General features: G+C 66.5%; 16 protein-coding genes and 1 tRNA gene. 16 read left to right on the top strand and 1 reads right to left on the bottom strand.

Going from position 1 to position 16583, the window contains the following annotated elements; translation table 11 throughout:
* The first annotated feature begins 20 nt into the window (after window positions 1-20).
* From ACVWZ7_RS03885 to ACVWZ7_RS03810, 16 genes are all read left to right on the top strand, one after another.
* Window positions 21-1379: a cation:dicarboxylate symporter family transporter gene (locus tag ACVWZ7_RS03885; protein ID WP_116767548.1), complete on the top strand. Its 1359-nt coding sequence runs from the start codon at window positions 21-23 to the stop codon at window positions 1377-1379.
* A gap of 323 nt (window positions 1380-1702) precedes the next feature.
* Window positions 1703-2602 carry a ParA family protein gene (locus ACVWZ7_RS03880; protein WP_018772307.1) on the top strand — a complete coding sequence of 300 codons (900 nt, stop codon included), beginning with the start codon at window positions 1703-1705 and terminating at the stop codon, window positions 2600-2602.
* Window positions 2603-2610: 8 nt separating this feature from the next.
* Window positions 2611-3525 carry a segregation and condensation protein A gene (locus tag ACVWZ7_RS03875; RefSeq protein ID WP_456507038.1) on the top strand — a complete coding sequence of 305 codons (915 nt, stop codon included), beginning with the start codon at window positions 2611-2613 and terminating at the stop codon, window positions 3523-3525.
* Window positions 3526-3650: 125 nt separating this feature from the next.
* Window positions 3651-4244, top strand: coding sequence for an SMC-Scp complex subunit ScpB (scpB, locus tag ACVWZ7_RS03870; protein WP_456509061.1), 594 nt, complete (start codon window positions 3651-3653; stop codon window positions 4242-4244).
* Window positions 4245-4361: 117 nt separating this feature from the next.
* A complete protein-coding gene (locus ACVWZ7_RS03865; RefSeq protein WP_456507037.1) occupies window positions 4362-5627 on the top strand; it encodes a pseudouridine synthase in 1266 nt (421 codons plus the stop codon).
* Window positions 5628-5629: 2 nt separating this feature from the next.
* On the top strand, window positions 5630-6739 hold the full coding sequence (locus ACVWZ7_RS03860) for a prephenate dehydrogenase (protein WP_456507036.1): 1110 nt from the start codon (window positions 5630-5632) through the stop codon (window positions 6737-6739).
* Complete coding sequence (cmk, locus tag ACVWZ7_RS03855; RefSeq protein WP_456507035.1) at window positions 6739-7512, top strand: (d)CMP kinase; 774 nt, start codon at window positions 6739-6741, stop codon at window positions 7510-7512. The genes ACVWZ7_RS03860 and cmk overlap by 1 nt, the downstream gene beginning before the upstream one ends.
* 73 nt (window positions 7513-7585) lie before the next feature.
* Window positions 7586-8266 carry a lysophospholipid acyltransferase family protein gene (locus tag ACVWZ7_RS03850; RefSeq protein WP_456509060.1) on the top strand — a complete coding sequence of 227 codons (681 nt, stop codon included), beginning with the start codon at window positions 7586-7588 and terminating at the stop codon, window positions 8264-8266.
* Complete coding sequence (gene der / locus ACVWZ7_RS03845; RefSeq protein WP_116767542.1) at window positions 8263-9813, top strand: ribosome biogenesis GTPase Der; 1551 nt, start codon at window positions 8263-8265, stop codon at window positions 9811-9813. Before ACVWZ7_RS03850 ends, der begins: the two co-directional genes overlap by 4 nt.
* 148 nt (window positions 9814-9961) lie before the next feature.
* A tRNA-Pro gene (locus ACVWZ7_RS03840) sits at window positions 9962-10038 on the top strand.
* Window positions 10039-10293: 255 nt separating this feature from the next.
* Entirely contained in the window at window positions 10294-12153 is a 1860-nt protein-coding gene (locus tag ACVWZ7_RS03835) for a hypothetical protein (protein ID WP_456507034.1), read from the top strand.
* Between the two features lie 158 nt (window positions 12154-12311).
* Window positions 12312-12698, top strand: coding sequence for a glycine cleavage system protein GcvH (gene gcvH / locus ACVWZ7_RS03830; RefSeq protein WP_344362250.1), 387 nt, complete (start codon window positions 12312-12314; stop codon window positions 12696-12698).
* Between the two features lie 158 nt (window positions 12699-12856).
* Window positions 12857-13333, top strand: coding sequence for an FHA domain-containing protein (locus ACVWZ7_RS03825; RefSeq protein ID WP_091255088.1), 477 nt, complete (start codon window positions 12857-12859; stop codon window positions 13331-13333).
* A gap of 17 nt (window positions 13334-13350) precedes the next feature.
* A complete protein-coding gene (ftsR, locus tag ACVWZ7_RS03820; RefSeq protein WP_026266235.1) occupies window positions 13351-14073 on the top strand; it encodes a transcriptional regulator FtsR in 723 nt (240 codons plus the stop codon).
* Window positions 14073-14576, top strand: a complete 504-nt coding sequence (locus ACVWZ7_RS03815; RefSeq protein WP_091255089.1) for a bifunctional nuclease family protein — start codon at window positions 14073-14075, stop codon at window positions 14574-14576. The genes ftsR and ACVWZ7_RS03815 overlap by 1 nt, the downstream gene beginning before the upstream one ends.
* 351 nt (window positions 14577-14927) lie before the next feature.
* Entirely contained in the window at window positions 14928-15524 is a 597-nt protein-coding gene (locus ACVWZ7_RS03810) for a MerR family transcriptional regulator (protein WP_018772320.1), read from the top strand.
* Between the two features lie 99 nt (window positions 15525-15623).
* On the opposite strand, the gene ACVWZ7_RS03805 is transcribed toward ACVWZ7_RS03810, so the two are convergent.
* Window positions 15624-16502, bottom strand: a complete 879-nt coding sequence (locus ACVWZ7_RS03805) for a ParA family protein (RefSeq protein ID WP_456507033.1) — start codon at window positions 16500-16502, stop codon at window positions 15624-15626.
* Window positions 16503-16583 lie beyond the last annotated feature (81 nt).

The raw sequence follows: 16583 nt of genomic DNA, 5'->3' as shown, positions 1-16583 counted from the left end.
GCCTATCCAAGGAGAACACCATGGCCTCTCAACGAGGAGAGTCAGTAGCACCGGCGGCAACGCCGGCCAAGAAGCGCAAGGGGCTCGATAAGTCCCACTACCTGTACATTGCAGTCATCGTCGCCGTGATCGCAGGTGCCCTCGTCGGGCTGCTGTTCCCCGAGGCCGCCAAATCCCTCAAGCCGCTGGGTGACGGTTTCATCAAACTCATCAAGATGATGATCGGCCCGGTGATCTTCTGCACCATCGTCCTGGGCATCGGCTCGATCGCCAAGGCCGCCACCGTCGGCAAGGTCGGCGGCTTGGCCCTCATCTACTTCATGGTGATGTCCACCTTCGCCCTGGCCATCGGCCTGGTCGTCGGTAACCTGATCCATCCGGGCGCGGGCCTCAACCTCGCCCCCTACGATCCGAACAAGAAGGCGGCCGTCGACAGCACCGTCGACTTCCTGCTGGGCATCATCCCGGGCGACATCCCCGTCCTGCCGACCCTCCTCGCCGCGATCCTGGTGGGCTTCGCCCTGCAGAAGATGGGCCCGCAGGGAGCCCCGATCCTCAAAGCCGTCGGCTACGGACAGGCCCTGGTGTTCCGCATCCTCATCATGATCATGTGGCTGGCCCCGGTCGGCGCCTTCGGTGCGATCGCCTCCGTCGTCGGTGCCACCGGCGTGCAGGCCATCTTCAGCATGTTCACGCTCATGGCCGCCTTCTACATCACCTGCGCACTGTTCATCGTGGTGATCCTCGGTGGCCTGCTCAAGGTGGTCGCAGGCGTCAACATCTTCCGGCTCATGAAATACCTGGCCCGTGAGTACCTGCTGATCTTCTCCACCTCATCCTCCGAAGCTGCGCTGCCCCGCCTGATCGCGAAGATGGAACACCTCGGTGTGTCCAAGCCGGTCGTGGGCGTGACGGTTCCCACCGGCTACTCCTTCAACCTGGACGGCACGGCCATCTACCTGACCATGGCATCGCTCTTCGTCGCCAACGCCATGGGCACGCCCCTGGACCTGGGCGCCCAGATTTCGCTGCTGATCTTCATGATCATCGCCTCGAAGGGTGCCGCCGGTGTCACCGGTGCCGGTCTCGCCACCCTGGCCGCCGGACTGCAGGCACATGCCCCGCAGCTGCTGGGCGGCGTGGGCATGATCGTGGGCATCGACCGCTTCATGTCCGAGGCCCGGGCACTGACCAACTTCACCGGCAACGCCGTGGCCACCGTGCTGATCGGCACCTGGGTCAAGGAGATCGACGGCGGCCGGGTGGACCGCGTGCTTGCCGGTGCCGAGCCGTTCGACGAAGAGACCATGATCGCCGGCCACGGCCCGGCCCCGGAGCCGCAGGCCGAGCCGGTCCCGACCGCCCCGGCCTACGCGTAGCCGGGTACGCCTGACCCGCCAATCACGGAATACTGCCCGGACGCCCACCAGCGTCCGGGCAGTTTCTTTGCCGCTGCGGACCGGGGGTCCCGCCGCGGCGGCCCGGCGTCCCGCTCGACGCTGCCATTCCATTTCCGGCAGTAACCTTCGACTTCTACCGGAAGGTCAAGGCTCAGATGACGGCGGTTGTCAAGGTCCGCCGAATACCGTGTCGGGCGCTGTAACCTTGGGAGGAAACACGCTCGGCTCCGGAGCCTAGTCCGGGAGCTTGGCGAGCAATACCGAGCACGACAATCACCGTCATCGAAAGTGTGGATAGATACGTGAGCAGCGAACAGGGTTCAGCAACTCTGGAAGGCACCGAACTCGATCTGGAAGACGCCGTCATGGGCCCCACCGGGCGCCCCCAACGCGACTTTCCGGAGCCCGCGCCGCTGTCCTCCCACGGCCCTGCGCGGGTTATCGCCATGGTGAACCAGAAGGGCGGAGTGGGTAAAACCACGTCCACCATCAACCTCGCCGCCGCCCTGGCCGAATACGGCCGCCGTGTGCTCCTGGTGGACTTCGATCCGCAGGGTGCCCTGTCTGCAGGCCTGGGCACCAACCCGCACGAGCTCGACCTCACCGTCTACAACGTGCTGATGGACCGCAAGGTGGACATCCGCGACGCCATCCAGAAGACCGGCGTGGAGAACGTGGATCTGCTGCCGGCCAACATCGACCTCTCCGCCGCCGAAGTGCAGCTGGTCAACGAGGTCGCCCGCGAGCAGGTCCTGGACCGTGCGCTGAAGAAGGTGGAGGACGACTACGACGTCGTCCTGATCGACTGCCAGCCTTCGCTCGGGCTCCTGACCGTCAACGCGCTCACCGCCGCCCACGGCGTCATTATTCCGCTGATCTGCGAATTTTTTGCCCTGCGCGCCGTCGCGCTGCTCGTGGAAACCATCGACAAAGTCCAGGACCGGCTCAACCCGCGCCTGCAGGTGGATGGCGTCCTCGCCACGATGTACGACGCCCGGACCCTGCACGGACGCGAGGTGATCGCCCGCCTCGTCGAGGCCTTCGGTGACAAGGTCTTCGAAACCGTCATCAAGCGCTCCATCAAGTTTGCCGACGCCACGGTGGCGGCCGAACCCATCACCACCTACGCGGGCAACCACGTCGGTGCAGACGCCTACCGCCGCCTGGCCAAAGAGTTGATTTCGCGCGGCGGCGCGCCCTAGCCAGGAACATGGCAGGCGCTTTCTCTCCGCCGGCGGAGCTCGACATGCCCGTGGAACCCGCGGTTCCGGCAGTTGCTGCGGTTCCGGAAGTTGCTGAGGTCCCGGACGGCCCCGCCGGGAAGAAGCCCGGATTCGAAGTGCGCCTCGCTAACTTTACCGGCCCCTTCGACCTCCTGCTCGGCCTGATCTCCAAGCATCAGCTGGACATCACCGAGGTGGCGCTGTCCACCGTCACTGACGAATTCATCAAGTACATCAGGGGCCTGCAGCGGCTGGGGGAGGAGTGGGCCCTCGATGAGGCCAGCGAATTCCTGGTGATTGCGGCCACCCTCCTGGACCTCAAGGCGGCCCGGCTGCTGCCCGCGGGCGAGGTCGAGGACGAGGAGGACATCGCCCTGCTGGAGGCCCGCGACCTCCTGTTCGCGCGGCTGCTGCAGTACAAGGCCTTCAAGCAGGTGGCCGGCATGATCGGCTCGACCCTCGAGCTCGAAGCCCGGCGCTTCCCCCGGCAGGTCGCCCTGGAGGGGCACTTCGCGGCCCTGTTGCCGGAACTGCTTTGGCGGCACACCCCGGAGCAGTTCGCCGGTTTGGCCGAAGCCGCCCTCAAGCCCAAGGAAGCGGCCCCCACTGAAGTGGGCCTGGCGCACCTGCACGGCACGCCCGTGAGCGTCAAGGAACAGGCCGAGCTGCTGGGAAACAGGCTGCGGCTGGGCACGCCGCTGACGTTCCGGGCGCTGATCGCCGACGCCGAATCCACCCTGGTGGTGGTGGCGCGCTTCCTGGCGCTGCTGGAGCTGTTCCGCGACCGCGCAGTGGGCTTTGACCAGCTGCTGCCGCTCGGGGACCTGACCGTGCACTGGACGGCCGATTCCCACGGGTGGAGCAGCGAAAATCTGAGTGAAGAATATGAGGACCAGCCGTGAACGAACGACTCCCTGAGGCGCCGCGGGGCGAAGCCGAAGACGCCGGACCGGACGCGGGGCCGGACACGGGACCCGACGTCGCCAGCCTGCCCGGCGGCGCCCGCGCGGCCCTCGAAGCTGTCCTGATGGTGATCGACGAGCCGGCCACCCCCGCGGCCCTGGCGGCCGGACTGAACCTGACGGTCGACGTCGTCGACTCCCTGCTGGCTGAACTGCAGCGGGAGTATAACGGCTATACTGTTAATGCCCCGGATGCGGACGTCGCCAGCCAGACCAGTAGCAACACTGGCAATACTGACGGCAACAATGCCGCCCCCCGGGGTTTTGAATTGCGGAATATCGCCGGAGGCTGGCGGATCTATTCCCGCGCGGAGTTCGCCGAGATCGTGGGCGGGTTCGTGCTGGAGGGCCAAACAGCCAGGCTGACGCAGGCGGCGCTCGAAACGCTCGCCGTCATCGCTTACCGCCAGCCCGTTTCAAGGGCGCGGGTGTCTGCAATTCGAGGAGTCAATGTTGACTCTGTCGTGCGGACGCTGACGCAGCGTGGGCTGATCGAGGATTCGGGAGCCGATCCCGAGTCCGGAGCCATCCTGTACCGGACGACATCGTATTTCCTTGAGCGGATGGGAATCGGCTCGACGGCTGAATTGCCGCAGCTTTCCCCCCACCTTCCAGGCTTGGAAGGCATCGAGGAGTTTTACGACGCAGGAAGAATGTAAGCAGTATCAGTGCAGGCAAACGCCTGCACACGAGTATCCACCGGGCAGAACAATTTGCCCGGCCGGCGGGTGTTGTCGGGAGACAGCGGCCGCAGGCCACCAACGTAAGGACGGGTCATGACACAGGCGGGACGCCAGGGTTCACCACGTAACAGTTCGGGACGCAACAGCGCCGGACAAAGCAGTGCCGGACGCAACAGCGCCGGACAAGGCAAGACCGGCCAGGGCGGCACCGGCCGCGGCCCGGTCCAGGGCGGCGCCCCGCGCGCAGCCGGCGGCAAGGGAGGCCGTGACTTCTCCAAGGGCGGCGGCGACCGCCCCTTCAAGCACCCCAAGCCTCGCGAAGAGGCCTTCATCGATCCGGACCTGCAGGCTCCCGGCGCCCCGGCGTCCCGGCCGGCCTCCGGTGACTGGAAGTCGAAAGGTCCGACCGGCACGGGCGCGGCCCGCAAGCCCGGAGCCAGGAAGCCCGGTTTCGGCAAGGAGCCCGGCACTCCCGGTGCGCTCAAGCCCAAGCCGCGCACCGGCGCCGCCAGGGCTGCGGGCCCCCGCGCCTTCGGCAGCGAACGTTTCGGCCAGAACCTCGGACCGGTGCGTAAGCCCGCCCGCAACCGCGGACCGCGCCGCGAGGTGCCGCAGTCTGAGCTGCACGACGCCGACGGCATCCGCCTGCAGAAGGTCATGGCCTCCGCCGGCGTCGCCTCGCGGCGTGTCTGCGAGGAAATGATCGCCGAAGGCCGCGTCGAGGTCGACGGCCACGTCGTCACCGAGCTCGGCATGCGCGTTGACCCGAAGACCGCCGTGATCCACGTCGACGGCCTGCGAATCCAGCTGGACGAGAACATGGTCTACATGGTCTTCAACAAGCCCAAGGGCGTTGTCTCCACCATGGAGGACCCGGACGGCCGCCCGTGCGTCAGCGACTTCGTGCGCAACCACCATGGCGAACGCCTCTTCCACGTGGGCCGTCTCGACGTCGCCACCGAAGGGCTGCTGCTCCTGACGAACGACGGCGAACTCGCCAACCGCCTGACGCACCCCTCCTACGAAGTGCCCAAGACCTACCTCGTGCAGGTCCGCGGTCCGTTCCCGCAGGGCATTGGCGCCGAACTCAAAGCGGGCGTCGAGCTCGAAGACGGCATCGCCTCGGTGGATTCCTTCAAGCTCGTGGACTCGACTCCGGGCCACGTGCTGATTGAGGTCGTGCTGCACTCGGGCAAGAACCGCATCGTCCGGCGCATGTTCGACGCTGTCGGCTTCCCCGTGCTGCGCCTGGTCCGCGTCAAGGTTGGTCCCATCGGGCTGGGCGACCAGCGCCAGGGCAGCATTCGCAACCTCGGCAAGCAGGAAGTCGGCCACCTACTGGCATCTGTGGGGCTGTAGGCATGTCCGCCTTTCGCATGCACGGCCGCGGACACCTCAACGGTCCGGTGGTCGTTCTGGGCGCCGGGCTCCTGGGCACCAGCATCGGGCTGGGGCTGCGGGGGCGCGGCGTTGCCGTGTTCCTCTCGGACCCCTCGCCCACCAACCAGGCCGTCGCCGTCGACATCGGCGCCGGCCTGCCGTTGGCGCGCCTTGACGGGGAACAGCCGGAGCTCGTCGTGGTGGCTGCGCCGCCGGACGTCACGGCCGACGTCGTGGCCAAAGCGCTGCAGGACTACCCGGACGCCGTCGTGGTGGACATCGCGAGCGTGAAGGCAGGCATCCTGGCCGACCTCCGCGGTCGCGGAGCCGACCTGGGCCGCTATGTGGGTACCCACCCGATGGCCGGCCGCGAGAAATCCGGCCCCGTCGCAGCCCGCGGCGAGCTGTTCACATCCATGCCGTGGGTTGTGTGCCCGGCGGAAGAAACGCTGCCGGAGTCCCTGCAGGTGGCGCGTGCGCTGGCCGTCGACCTTGGCGCCGTCGTGTCCGAATTCGCCGCCGACGAACACGACGAAGCCGTGGCGCTGGTGTCCCACCTGCCGCAAGTGGTGTCCTCGCTCGTGGCCAGCCGACTGCAGGGCACCCCCCTGCACGCGCTGTCTCTGGCCGGAAACGGCCTGCGGGACGTCACCCGGATCGCCGCGAGCGATCCCACGCTCTGGGTCCAGATCCTGGGTGCGAACGCGGACAAGGTGGTTGCGATCCTGCACGGGGTCCGCGAGGACCTCAACCGGCTGATCGCCACGCTGGAGGCACCGACCGCCCCCGGTGCCCGGCTGGACCTTGCCCAGCTGATCAGCGAAGGCAACGCCGGCCAGGCCCGGATTCCGGGCAAGCACGGCGGACCCCCGCAGGCCTACTCGTGGCTGACGGTCCTGGTGGACGACACGCCGGGCCAGATCGCGAAGCTTCTGACGGAGATCGGCGAGATCGGCGTCAACGTCGAGGACCTGCGTCTCGACCACTCCTCGGGACAAAACGTGGGCATGGTGGAAATTTCCGTCCTGCCGAACAAGCACGACCTCCTGATAGAAGCCCTTAACGACCGTGGATGGCGGGTACTCCAGTAATGACCCAGGAACTCATCGACACAGTGACCGTGGTCCGCCCCGGAAAAAGCCTTGTGGTCGCCATCGACGGACCCTCCGGCTCCGGCAAGTCCAGCGTCAGCAAAGAGGTGGCCCGACGGCTCAAGCTGGCCTACCTCGACACCGGTGCGATGTACCGCGCCCTGACATGGTTCTGCCTGCAGAACGGCATGGACCTGGAGGACCGCGCCGCGGTGGAGGCCGCGTCCAAGGCCCTGCCGCTGGAGGTCAGCACGAGCCCCCAGGAAGAATATGTCCGCGTCGGCGGTGACGACGTCACGCTCGCCATCCGCGAGCCCGCCATTTCCGCCGCTGTCAGCGCCGTCGCCACCACCCTGGGCGCGCGCACGGAACTCATCCGCCGGCAGCGCGAACTGATCGAAAAGCACCACCGCCGCATGGTGGTGGAGGGCCGGGACATCACCACCGTCGTCGCGCCCGGAGCCGAGGTGCGGATGCTGCTCACCGCCAGCGAAGAAGCGCGGCTGCGCCGCCGCGGCATCCAGCTGGGCGGGAGCCAGAATGCCGAGCAGCTGGCGGCCCAGGTCACCCGCCGCGACGCCAAGGATTCCACCGTGGTGAACTTCACCACGGCCGCCGACGGCGTCGTCACCCTGGATTCCTCGGACCTGGACTTTGACGAGACGGTTCAGGCCGCCCTCGACATCGTGGACACCGTCATCAACCACCCGGCCGTCAAGCCAAGCGGCGTCCAGCCAAACAGCGTCCAGCACAGGGCCGCCCACGGTGACTGACGGGCGCACCGGAACGCCGGCGACACTGCAGGCCTCCCTGCCCGGCCGCTGGACGACGGCGTGGAGTCGGCCCGTGGGCTGGCTCCTGGACCACATCGTCTACCGCACCTCGGTGACGGGCCGGTCCAACGTCCCGGCCACCGGACCTGTGATTTTCGCCGGCAACCACATCAGCTTCCTCGACGGGCCCGTCATGTTCGGCGCGTCGCCCCGGGCCATGCACATCCTCGTCAAGCAGGAGATGTTCACCGGGTTCCTCGGCCGGGTGCTCACGGCGTCGGGCCAGCTGCCCGTCGACCGCCGCGGCGGCCGTGCGGCGCTGACCGCGGCCCGGAGCCTGCTCGACGCCGGACGGTGCGTCGGGATTCTGCCCGAAGGCACGCGGGGGAGCGGTGCGGCGGCCGCGATCAACAACGGCGTCGCCTGGCTGGCGCTCAACTCCGGCGCCACCGTTGTGCCCGTGTCCATCCTGGGCACAAGGATTGGCGGCGAACACCTGGACAGCGTTCCCGCACCCCGCCGCCGGCTGCACGTCAGCTTCGGCGGGGCCATCAACGTCAGCCGCAGGCCCGGTGAGACCGGGCGTGTTTCAATGGACAGGGCGGGAACCGAAATCCGGGCCGCGCTGGCCCGCCATGTCCAGGACTCGATCCAAAGAACCGGGCAGCCCTTGCCCCACGCGGAATCCCCGCACCAACGTCATGAAGCAGTAGCCGGGACGCCGGCAGATCACCACCTAAGGAAAGTGCAATGAGCGATACGACTCAAACCTCCGGCAATTTCGGCGCCGGCGAAGACGAATACACGCCCACCGGCACCGACCAGGTGGCTGAGCACCTCGCCGCCCTGGACGACGATGAGGCGGAGCTCCGCGCCGCCTCCCTGCGGGCTGGCCTGGACGACTACGAGCTGGATGAGGACGATGCCGCCCTGCTGAGCGGCCACTTCGACGACGAGGACTTTGACGGTCCGGTCAAGCTCGATCCTGTCCTGGCCATCATCGGCCGGCCCAACGTCGGCAAGTCCACCCTGGTCAACAGGATCCTGGGCCGCCGCGAGGCGGTCGTCGAGGACACCCCCGGCGTCACCCGCGACCGCGTCATGTACTCGGCGCACTGGAACGGCCGCAACTTCACCGTGGTGGACACCGGCGGATGGGAACACGACGCCCGCGGCATCCACGCCCGCGTGGCAGAGCAGGCCGAGATGGCTGTGGAACTCGCGGACGCCGTCCTGTTCGTCGTCGACTCCGCCGTGGGCGCAACCGCCACCGACGAAGGCGTCATGAAGATGCTGCGCAAGTCGAAGAAGCCGGTCATCATGGTGGCCAACAAGGTCGACGACTTCGCGCAGGAAGCCGACTCCGCAACCCTCTGGGGCCTGGGCTTCGGCGAACCGTACCCCGTCTCGGCCCTGCACGGCCGCGGCGTGGCCGACCTCCTGGACCACGTCATGGACACCCTCCCGGAGTTCTCCACGATCGAAGGCCTTGAGCGCTCCGGCGGACCCCGCCGCGTCGCCCTCATCGGCCGCCCGAACGTCGGCAAGTCTTCCCTGCTGAACAAGCTCGCCGGTTCCGAGCGTGTGGTGGTGGATAACACCGCCGGCACCACCCGCGACCCGGTCGATGAGTTCATCGAACTCGGCGGACGCACGTGGCGGTTCGTGGACACCGCCGGCATCCGGCGGCGCCAGCACATGGCCCAGGGTGCCGACTTCTACGCCTCCCTGCGGACGCAGAGCGCGCTTGAAAAGGCCGAGGTCGCCGTTGTGCTCCTGGCCGTGGATGAGGTGCTCAGCGAGCAGGATGTGCGCATCCTGCAGCTCGCCATCGAATCCGGCCGCGCCCTGGTGCTCGCCTTCAACAAGTGGGACCTCCTCGACGATGAGCGCCGCCGGTACCTCGAACGCGAAATCGACCAGGACCTCGCGCACGTGGCCTGGGCCCCGCGCGTCAACATCTCCGCCAAGACCGGCTGGCACAAGGACCGGCTGGTCCCGGCCCTGGACACCGCACTGGAAAGTTGGGACAAGCGCATCCCCACCGGTCGCCTCAACGCGTTCCTCGGCGAACTCGTGGCAGCACACCCGCACCCGGTCCGCGGCGGCAAGCAGCCCCGCATCCTGTTCGGCACGCAGGCTTCCAGCCGGCCGCCGAAGTTCGTGCTCTTCACCACCGGATTCCTGGATCCCGGATACCGCCGCTTCATCACCCGACGGCTCCGCGAAACCTTCGGTTTCGAGGGCACGCCGATCGAAGTCAACATGCGTGTTCGCGAAAAGCGTGGCAAGAAGCGTTAATTCCGACACACCTTGCCGTGACAGCGCGAAATTGTCACAGGCACCCTCCGGGATCGTGTAAGCTTTTGGAGGTGGTTCGGCCGGACTGCTTGGAAGAAATCCTGGAGATAAACCAGGACGCCTTCCGGGCGGAGAACGGTGGAACCAGCGGGCTGTAGCGCAGCTTGGTAGCGCACTTGACTGGGGGTCAAGGGGTCGCAGGTTCAAATCCTGTCAGCCCGACCAACAGAAAGAACCCCGCCATTCCTGACAAAGGAATGGCGGGGTTTTCTGTTTCCCGGAGTAGTTCCGTGTCCAGCCCGTGTCCAGTCCGTATTCAGGCAAGTTTTCCCAAAGGTGAGGCTCGGTAACCTGCATTCAGCATCGCAGGAACAGCGCCATTGGGGCGGCGGTCAGGCCGCATCCCGGGCCGCCGGCAACTGCAGACGAAGGATCGGGTCTTTCACCCGACATGAATACCTCGGCTGGGCGGGTAGACGAATGAACACACTGTTGCGGGCCGGCGTGATGGCCGCTCTGAATGTCTTGGTTCTGGGACTGGTCGTTGGCGCGAGTCCAGCTTCCGCGGTTACCTGTCAGCCCGGGACGCCGGCGCCCACCAACCAGTACCCGGGAAAGACCGTGGTGGCCGCCAACTTCGAGTCCGGCAGCATTACCGCCGAAGGGTTCGGCACACCCGTCACAGGCGGGACCGGCACGGCGGACGTCTCCTCCGCCCAGCACCACTCCGGACTCTGTTCGGCGTACCTGCACGTGACCACCGATCCGACTTCCCTGGCCAATTTCTCGGCCCCGCTGCCGTCCGGCAGCGACGAGGTCTACACGGACGGCTGGTTCAACATCACACGGGCCGGTCTGGTGGGCAACGATGTCCCCTATTTCAGGTTCTTCAATGGCAGCACCAGAATGCTGGATGTGTTCCGCAGCAACGACAACGGCGACCTGGTGCTGCGGGTAACGTCGCCCACCCAGGCCGGAGTGTTCTCCTACCAGACGCTGTCGCCCAACGTGCAGCTTGGCACGTGGCACCACCTGGTCATGCACGTGGTGGCCAACGGGGGGTCCTCCACTGTGGAGGCGTGGTTTGATGACCTGCCGCTCTATTCAAGCAAGACTGTCGCCACGGGCTTTAGTGCGGTCACCCGGATACAGCTGGGCGCCGAGCACCTGGAGCAGTCCGGCGACAGCTACATCGATGATGTGGTGATCAAGGCAGGCACAGCGGGTGCGACCATCCCGCAGCTTCCGGGGACGTACACCCCGGTCTCCCCGACCCGGGTCCTTGATACCCGGAACAGTTCGGCTGTGGGTGCGAATTCCGCGGTGTCGTTCCAGGTCGCGGGGGTCAACGGGATCCCGGCGAAGGTCTCGGCGGTGGTGTTCAACCTGACGGTGACCCAGCCCCGGTCCGTCGGCTTCATCACGGCCTACGCCTCGGGCGCCGCCCGTCCGAACGCGTCCAACCTGAACTTCTCTGCCGGCCAGACGGTACCGAATCTGGTGACCGTCCCGGTCGGGGCCGACGGCAAGGTCGCCCTGTTCAACAGTTCCTCCGGGTCCTCCCAGCTGATCGCTGACGTGACGGGCTATTACGTCACCGGAACGCCGGCGACGGGCGGTTCCTTCAAGAGCCTCTCGCCGGCCCGGCTCCTGGACACCCGGAACTCCTCGGCGGTCGGCGCGAATTCCGCGGTGTCGTTCCAGGTCGCGGGAGCCAACGGAATCCCCGCCTCGGTCGCGGCCGTGGTGTTCAACCTGACGGTGACCCAGGCGAAGTCCCTGGGCTTCGTGACCGCGTACGCGTCCGGTGCGGCCCGGCCCAATGCGTCCAACCTGAACTTTTCCGCCGGTCAGACGGTCCCGAACCTGGTCACGGTCCCGGTCGGGTCCGACGGCAAGGTGACGCTGTTCAACAGTTCCTCGGGCACGTCCCAGCTGATCGCCGACGTCGCCGGCTACTACCTGCCCGGCACACCGACCGCGACCGGCGCCTTCAAGGCCGTCGGACCGACCCGGATCCTGGACACCCGGAACACCGAACCCGTCGCAGCCAATACAGCGGTATCCGTCCAGGTCGCAGGCGCCAACGGCGTCACCACCGGTGCCCTGGCAGCAGTGTTCAACCTCACCGTCACCTCGCCCACGTCCTTCGGCTTCATCACCGCCTACCCGAACGGCTCCGGGCTGCCCAACGCGTCCAACCTGAACTTCTCCGCCGGACAGACGGTACCGAACCTGGTCTCGGTGGCGCTCGGCCCGGACGGCAAAGTGTCACTGTTCAACCGGTCCTCCGGATCCGCCCAGCTCATCGCCGACCTCGCGGGGTACTTCCTCCCCTAGAAGCGCGTACAAACAGTTGCCCCGCCGTTCCCGGACATGACTGGTAACGGCGGGGTTTTCTGTTGCCCGGACACTTCCGGATCGGCCTATACTTTCAGCGGCGGATAGAACAAACTGCTGCCGCCGCCACAGGTGATTGACCCGACGAAAGGCCCGTCATGAGCATCATTCCCGAAGAACTGTCCTACACCGCAGAACACGAATGGGTTTCGGCCCCCAACGCCGACGGGGTTGTGCGCGTGGGCATCACCGATTTTGCCCAGGACGCCCTCGGGGATGTCGTGTACGCCCAGATGCCCGAAGTCGGGACAACCATCAAGGCCAACGACGTCGTCGGCGAGGTCGAATCCACCAAGAGCGTCAGTGACATCTACGCCCCGGTGACGGGTGAGGTCGTGGCCCGGAACGAGTCCCTGGACACCGATTCCGCCCTCATCAACTCCGATCCCTACGGAGAGGGCTGGCTGATCGAAATCAAGCTCGCGGAGGCCGACGCGATTGAGTCGCTGCTCAGTGCATCCGAGTATGAACAGCAGGTAGGCTAAAGACATAGGTCGTTCGGGCCGGGTCGCGGGGGAGTGTTGTTGGGATGACAAGACACAGCCCCGCCCCGCCGAAAGGCTGATTACCGGGACTGCGAGGCTTTCCCGGACGGCATGCGTTGTTTGCAGGGGGGACACCTGCAACGAATGAGGAGGACTCAATGTTTGGGCACGAACGGAACGACACCGGTGACGGTTACGGCACGGGTGGAGTGAAAGCTTCGGAGACCACGTCGATCAACCTCACTCCAGTGCGCGACGAACCCACCTTCACCCCGAAGCTCTCCGCAGAGGAGCGGGCCGCGGTCGAAGCCCTGCCCTTCGGATCGGCACTGCTCGTGGCCCACAGCGGCCCCAACGCCGGAGCGCGCTTCCTGCTGGACTCCGACGTCACGACGGCGGGCCGCCACCCGGACGCCGACATCTTCCTCGACGACGTCACCGTGTCCCGCAGGCACGTTGAGTTCCGCCGCACCGCGCGCAGCTTTGAGGTAGTGGACACCGGTAGCCTCAACGGCACCTACGTGAACCACGACCGCGTCGACGCCGTGGAACTGAAGTCCGGCAACGAGGTCCAGATCGGAAAGTTCCGCCTCACCTTCTATCTGAGCCCTGCCCGCGCAGCAGGCAACGTCTGATTCCGGGGTAGCTGCCTGTGGCCACGGCACATGCGGATCGGCGCGGACCCCAGGTTCTGAACATCGGGGAAGTCCTGGCTCAGCTGAGCGACGACTTCCCCAGCATGACGGCGTCAAAAATCCGGTTCCTTGAGGAAAAGGGGCTCATCAACCCGCAACGGACGCCTGCCGGCTACCGGCAGTACTCCGAGAACGACGTCGAACGGCTGCGTTTCGTCCTGTCGCTTCAGCGCGACCAGTACCTGCCGCTGAAGGTCATCAAGGACTACCTGGACGCGATCGACCGCGGCGAACGGCCGGAGAACCTGCCGGCCGGCGTCACGCTCTCCCCGCGGATCGTCTCCGAAGAACTCGCCAGCGAGCTCCAGAGCCGTGCCCGCAGGCTCAGCGAGGAACAGCTCCGGGCCGAATCCGGGGCGAGCGTCCCGCTCCTGGAATCGCTCCTGAGCTATGGGCTGATTGGGCACGTCAACGGCAAGTTCGACGAGCACGCCCTGCAAGTGGCGCGGGCCTGCGTCCAGCTGGAAAGCCACGGCCTGGAGCCCCGGCACCTGCGCCCCTTCCAGGCGGCCGCCGACCGTGAATTCGGGCTGGTGGAACGCGCAGTGGCCACCCTGACCTCGCGCAAGGACGCAGCCTCCCACGCCCGGGCCGCCGAGGCAGCCCGGGAAATCAGCGACCTCTGCCTGTCACTGCACCAGGCGCTGGTCCACGACCGCATCTCAAGGATGGACATCTGATGATTGAGGTGGAGATTGTGGGCGTGCGGATTGAGCTGCCGTCCAACCAGCCGCTTGTCCTGCTCAAGGAAATCCATGGTGAGCGCCACGTGCCGATCTGGATCGGGACCCCGGAGGCCAGTGCCATCGCCCTGGCCCAGCAGGGGGTTGTCCCGCCCCGGCCGATGACCCACGACCTCCTGGTGGACGTCGTCGAAGCCTTGGGACACACCATCGTCAGCGTCAACATCGTGGCGGTGGAGGACAACATCTTCTACGGACAGCTGCAGTTCGAGAACGGAACCACCGTGAGCTCCCGCGCCTCGGATGCGTTGGCCCTGGCCCTGCGCGCCAAGTGCCGGATCTGGTGCGCCGACGCCGTCATGGACGAGGCCGGCGTCCGGATCACCGAACACGACGAGGGCGAGGACACGCATCCCGGTCCCGCCGTGGATGAGGAAGGGGAACTGCGGCGCTTCCGCGAATTCCTCGACGACGTCGAACCCGAAGACTTCGGCGGCTGAACGCCCGCCGCAGCAGGGGCCAGTGAGGCGGCTGAGACTGCTGAAACGCCTGTGACGGATGGGGTTTTTGAGACGTCTGGGGCCGATGGAAAGACGCTAAAGGTTAAAGCCGAGAATGAAACTTTCGACACGCCCGCGGAATACCCCTAACGTCTTTGACCTTGGGCCCTGGCAGGCCTAACGTCGGAGGTACAAGTTCCCATTGCATACGGTAGCCGCGCAAGTCACACTGGAAAGTGCAGCCCCGGCTGAATTACACGGATGGAATCATCATCCTGTGTCATGCAGCTATTCACATACATTGCTGCCGATGCAACTTACTCAGGGGAACTCACGACAAGGAGGGTCCACGTGAGTCCGAAAGGCGAAGCAGGCGAGCTCAAACAGGCCGCGACGGCTGGCGTTGCTGTGCCCGCCAGCGGTGCCCAAGGCCTGCTGTTCACCGAGGATCTTCCCGTTCTGGACGAAGACGCGGGCTACCGCGGCCCCACCGCCTGCAAGGCGGCCGGCATCACCTACCGCCAGCTCGACTACTGGGCACGCACGGGACTTGTTGAGCCCGCCGTCCGCGGCGCGGCCGGCTCCGGTTCGCAGCGACTCTACGGCTTCCGCGACATTCTGGTCCTCAAGGTCGTCAAGCGGCTTCTGGACACCGGCGTCTCACTGCAACAGATCCGCACCGCCGTCGAGCATCTCCGTGAACGCGGTGTCGAGGACCTTGCGCAAATCACGCTCATGAGCGACGGCGCAAGTGTCTACGAGTGCACCTCGGCCGACGAAGTGATTGATCTTGTCCAGGGCGGCCAGGGGGTGTTCGGCATCGCCGTCGGCCGTGTTTGGCGCGAGGTTGAAGGCAGCCTCGCTGCCCTTCCCAGCGAACACGCCGCGGACCAATCCTTTCCCGACGACGAACTGAGCAAGCGCCGCGCGGCGCGTAAGATCGGCTAGCGAACTCTTACAGAACAGTCTGAGGCCGCCTTCCCTTGTGGGAAGGCGGCCTCAGTTCTGTCTGCTGTGGTTCTTTGTTCGGGAGCGTCGTCGCCGTGTTCAGCGCTGGCTGCGGTCGCGGACGGAGCCGGCGGTGGCCAGGCCATTGGGGTGCAGGAGGTTCTGCAACAGGGTATCGAAGAGTCCCGCCGCGTTCTTGGCCGAGTCCCCGGGCCAGTGGTGGATCGAGTGGGCGGCGCCCTGGATCTGCTGCCAGTTGGCCTGCTCCGGGATGTGCGGAGTCAGCAGCAGCTCGCCGAACATGGACTCCATCTCCGATAGCCGGAAGGCGTGCTCGGCCGAGCCGCTGCGCACCCGGTTGGCCACGATGCCGGCGGGGGACAGCTTGGGAGCGAATTCCTGCCGGAACAGTTGGATGGCGCGCATAGTGCGCTCCGTGCCGGCCACAGAAAAGAGCCCGGGTTCGGCCACCAGGGTCACCTTGTCGCTCGCTGACCACGCCATCCGGGTGAGGCCGTTCAGCGACGGCGGGCAGTCCACCAGGATGAGCTCATAGTTCTCGGCGCCGGCCAGGACAGCGGAGAGCCTGCGGAGGTCGCGGCGGCCGAGGTCGGGCCGGTCGTATATACCGGTGTAGGCCGAGCCCACGGCGACATCCAGAACGGAGGGTGAGGAGGCGGACCGTGCAGCGCCGGCCTGCAGGGCGCCGGCGGAACTGCCGTTGATTCTGGCATGTTCCACCCAGCCGCTGGGAACCACGTTGTCCGCCAGGCGCGCGCGCCGCGGAGAGCGCAGCATCCTGCCGATATCGAGCTGATCGTCCGGGCTGACGCCCAAGGCCGTGCTGGCGTCAGCGTGTGGGTCAAGGTCGACGACGAGGGTCGGGATGCCTGCGGCCAATGCCGCCGACGCCAGTCCGGTGGTCACGGATGTCTTGCCGACACCGCCTTTGAGGCTGCTGATGCTCACTACTTGCACTTGAAAAACCAATACCTAACGCCGGTTGCCGAGACGGGGTGGTGCCGGCTCCCGCGTTCTCCGGAGCCGGGGCGTGCATGC

It is taken from the genome of Arthrobacter sp. TE12232, assembly GCF_054062615.1.
The sequence above is the reverse complement of the archived record's forward strand: the minus strand, read 5'-3'. Positions and strand labels throughout refer to the sequence as shown.

Coding starts and splice junctions, on each gene's coding strand:
- ACVWZ7_RS03885 (WP_116767548.1), top strand. CDS start 21: ATGGCCTCTCAACGAGGAGAGTCAGTAGCACCGGCGGCAACGCCGGCC.
- ACVWZ7_RS03875 (WP_456507038.1), top strand. CDS start 2,611: ATGGCAGGCGCTTTCTCTCCGCCGGCGGAGCTCGACATGCCCGTGGAA.
- scpB (WP_456509061.1), top strand. CDS start 3,651: ATGGTGATCGACGAGCCGGCCACCCCCGCGGCCCTGGCGGCCGGACTG.
- ACVWZ7_RS03865 (WP_456507037.1), top strand. CDS start 4,362: ATGACACAGGCGGGACGCCAGGGTTCACCACGTAACAGTTCGGGACGC.
- ACVWZ7_RS03860 (WP_456507036.1), top strand. CDS start 5,630: ATGTCCGCCTTTCGCATGCACGGCCGCGGACACCTCAACGGTCCGGTG.
- cmk (WP_456507035.1), top strand. CDS start 6,739: ATGACCCAGGAACTCATCGACACAGTGACCGTGGTCCGCCCCGGAAAA.
- der (WP_116767542.1), top strand. CDS start 8,263: ATGAGCGATACGACTCAAACCTCCGGCAATTTCGGCGCCGGCGAAGAC.
- ACVWZ7_RS03835 (WP_456507034.1), top strand. CDS start 10,294: ATGAACACACTGTTGCGGGCCGGCGTGATGGCCGCTCTGAATGTCTTG.
- gcvH (WP_344362250.1), top strand. CDS start 12,312: ATGAGCATCATTCCCGAAGAACTGTCCTACACCGCAGAACACGAATGG.
- ACVWZ7_RS03825 (WP_091255088.1), top strand. CDS start 12,857: ATGTTTGGGCACGAACGGAACGACACCGGTGACGGTTACGGCACGGGT.
- ACVWZ7_RS03815 (WP_091255089.1), top strand. CDS start 14,073: ATGATTGAGGTGGAGATTGTGGGCGTGCGGATTGAGCTGCCGTCCAAC.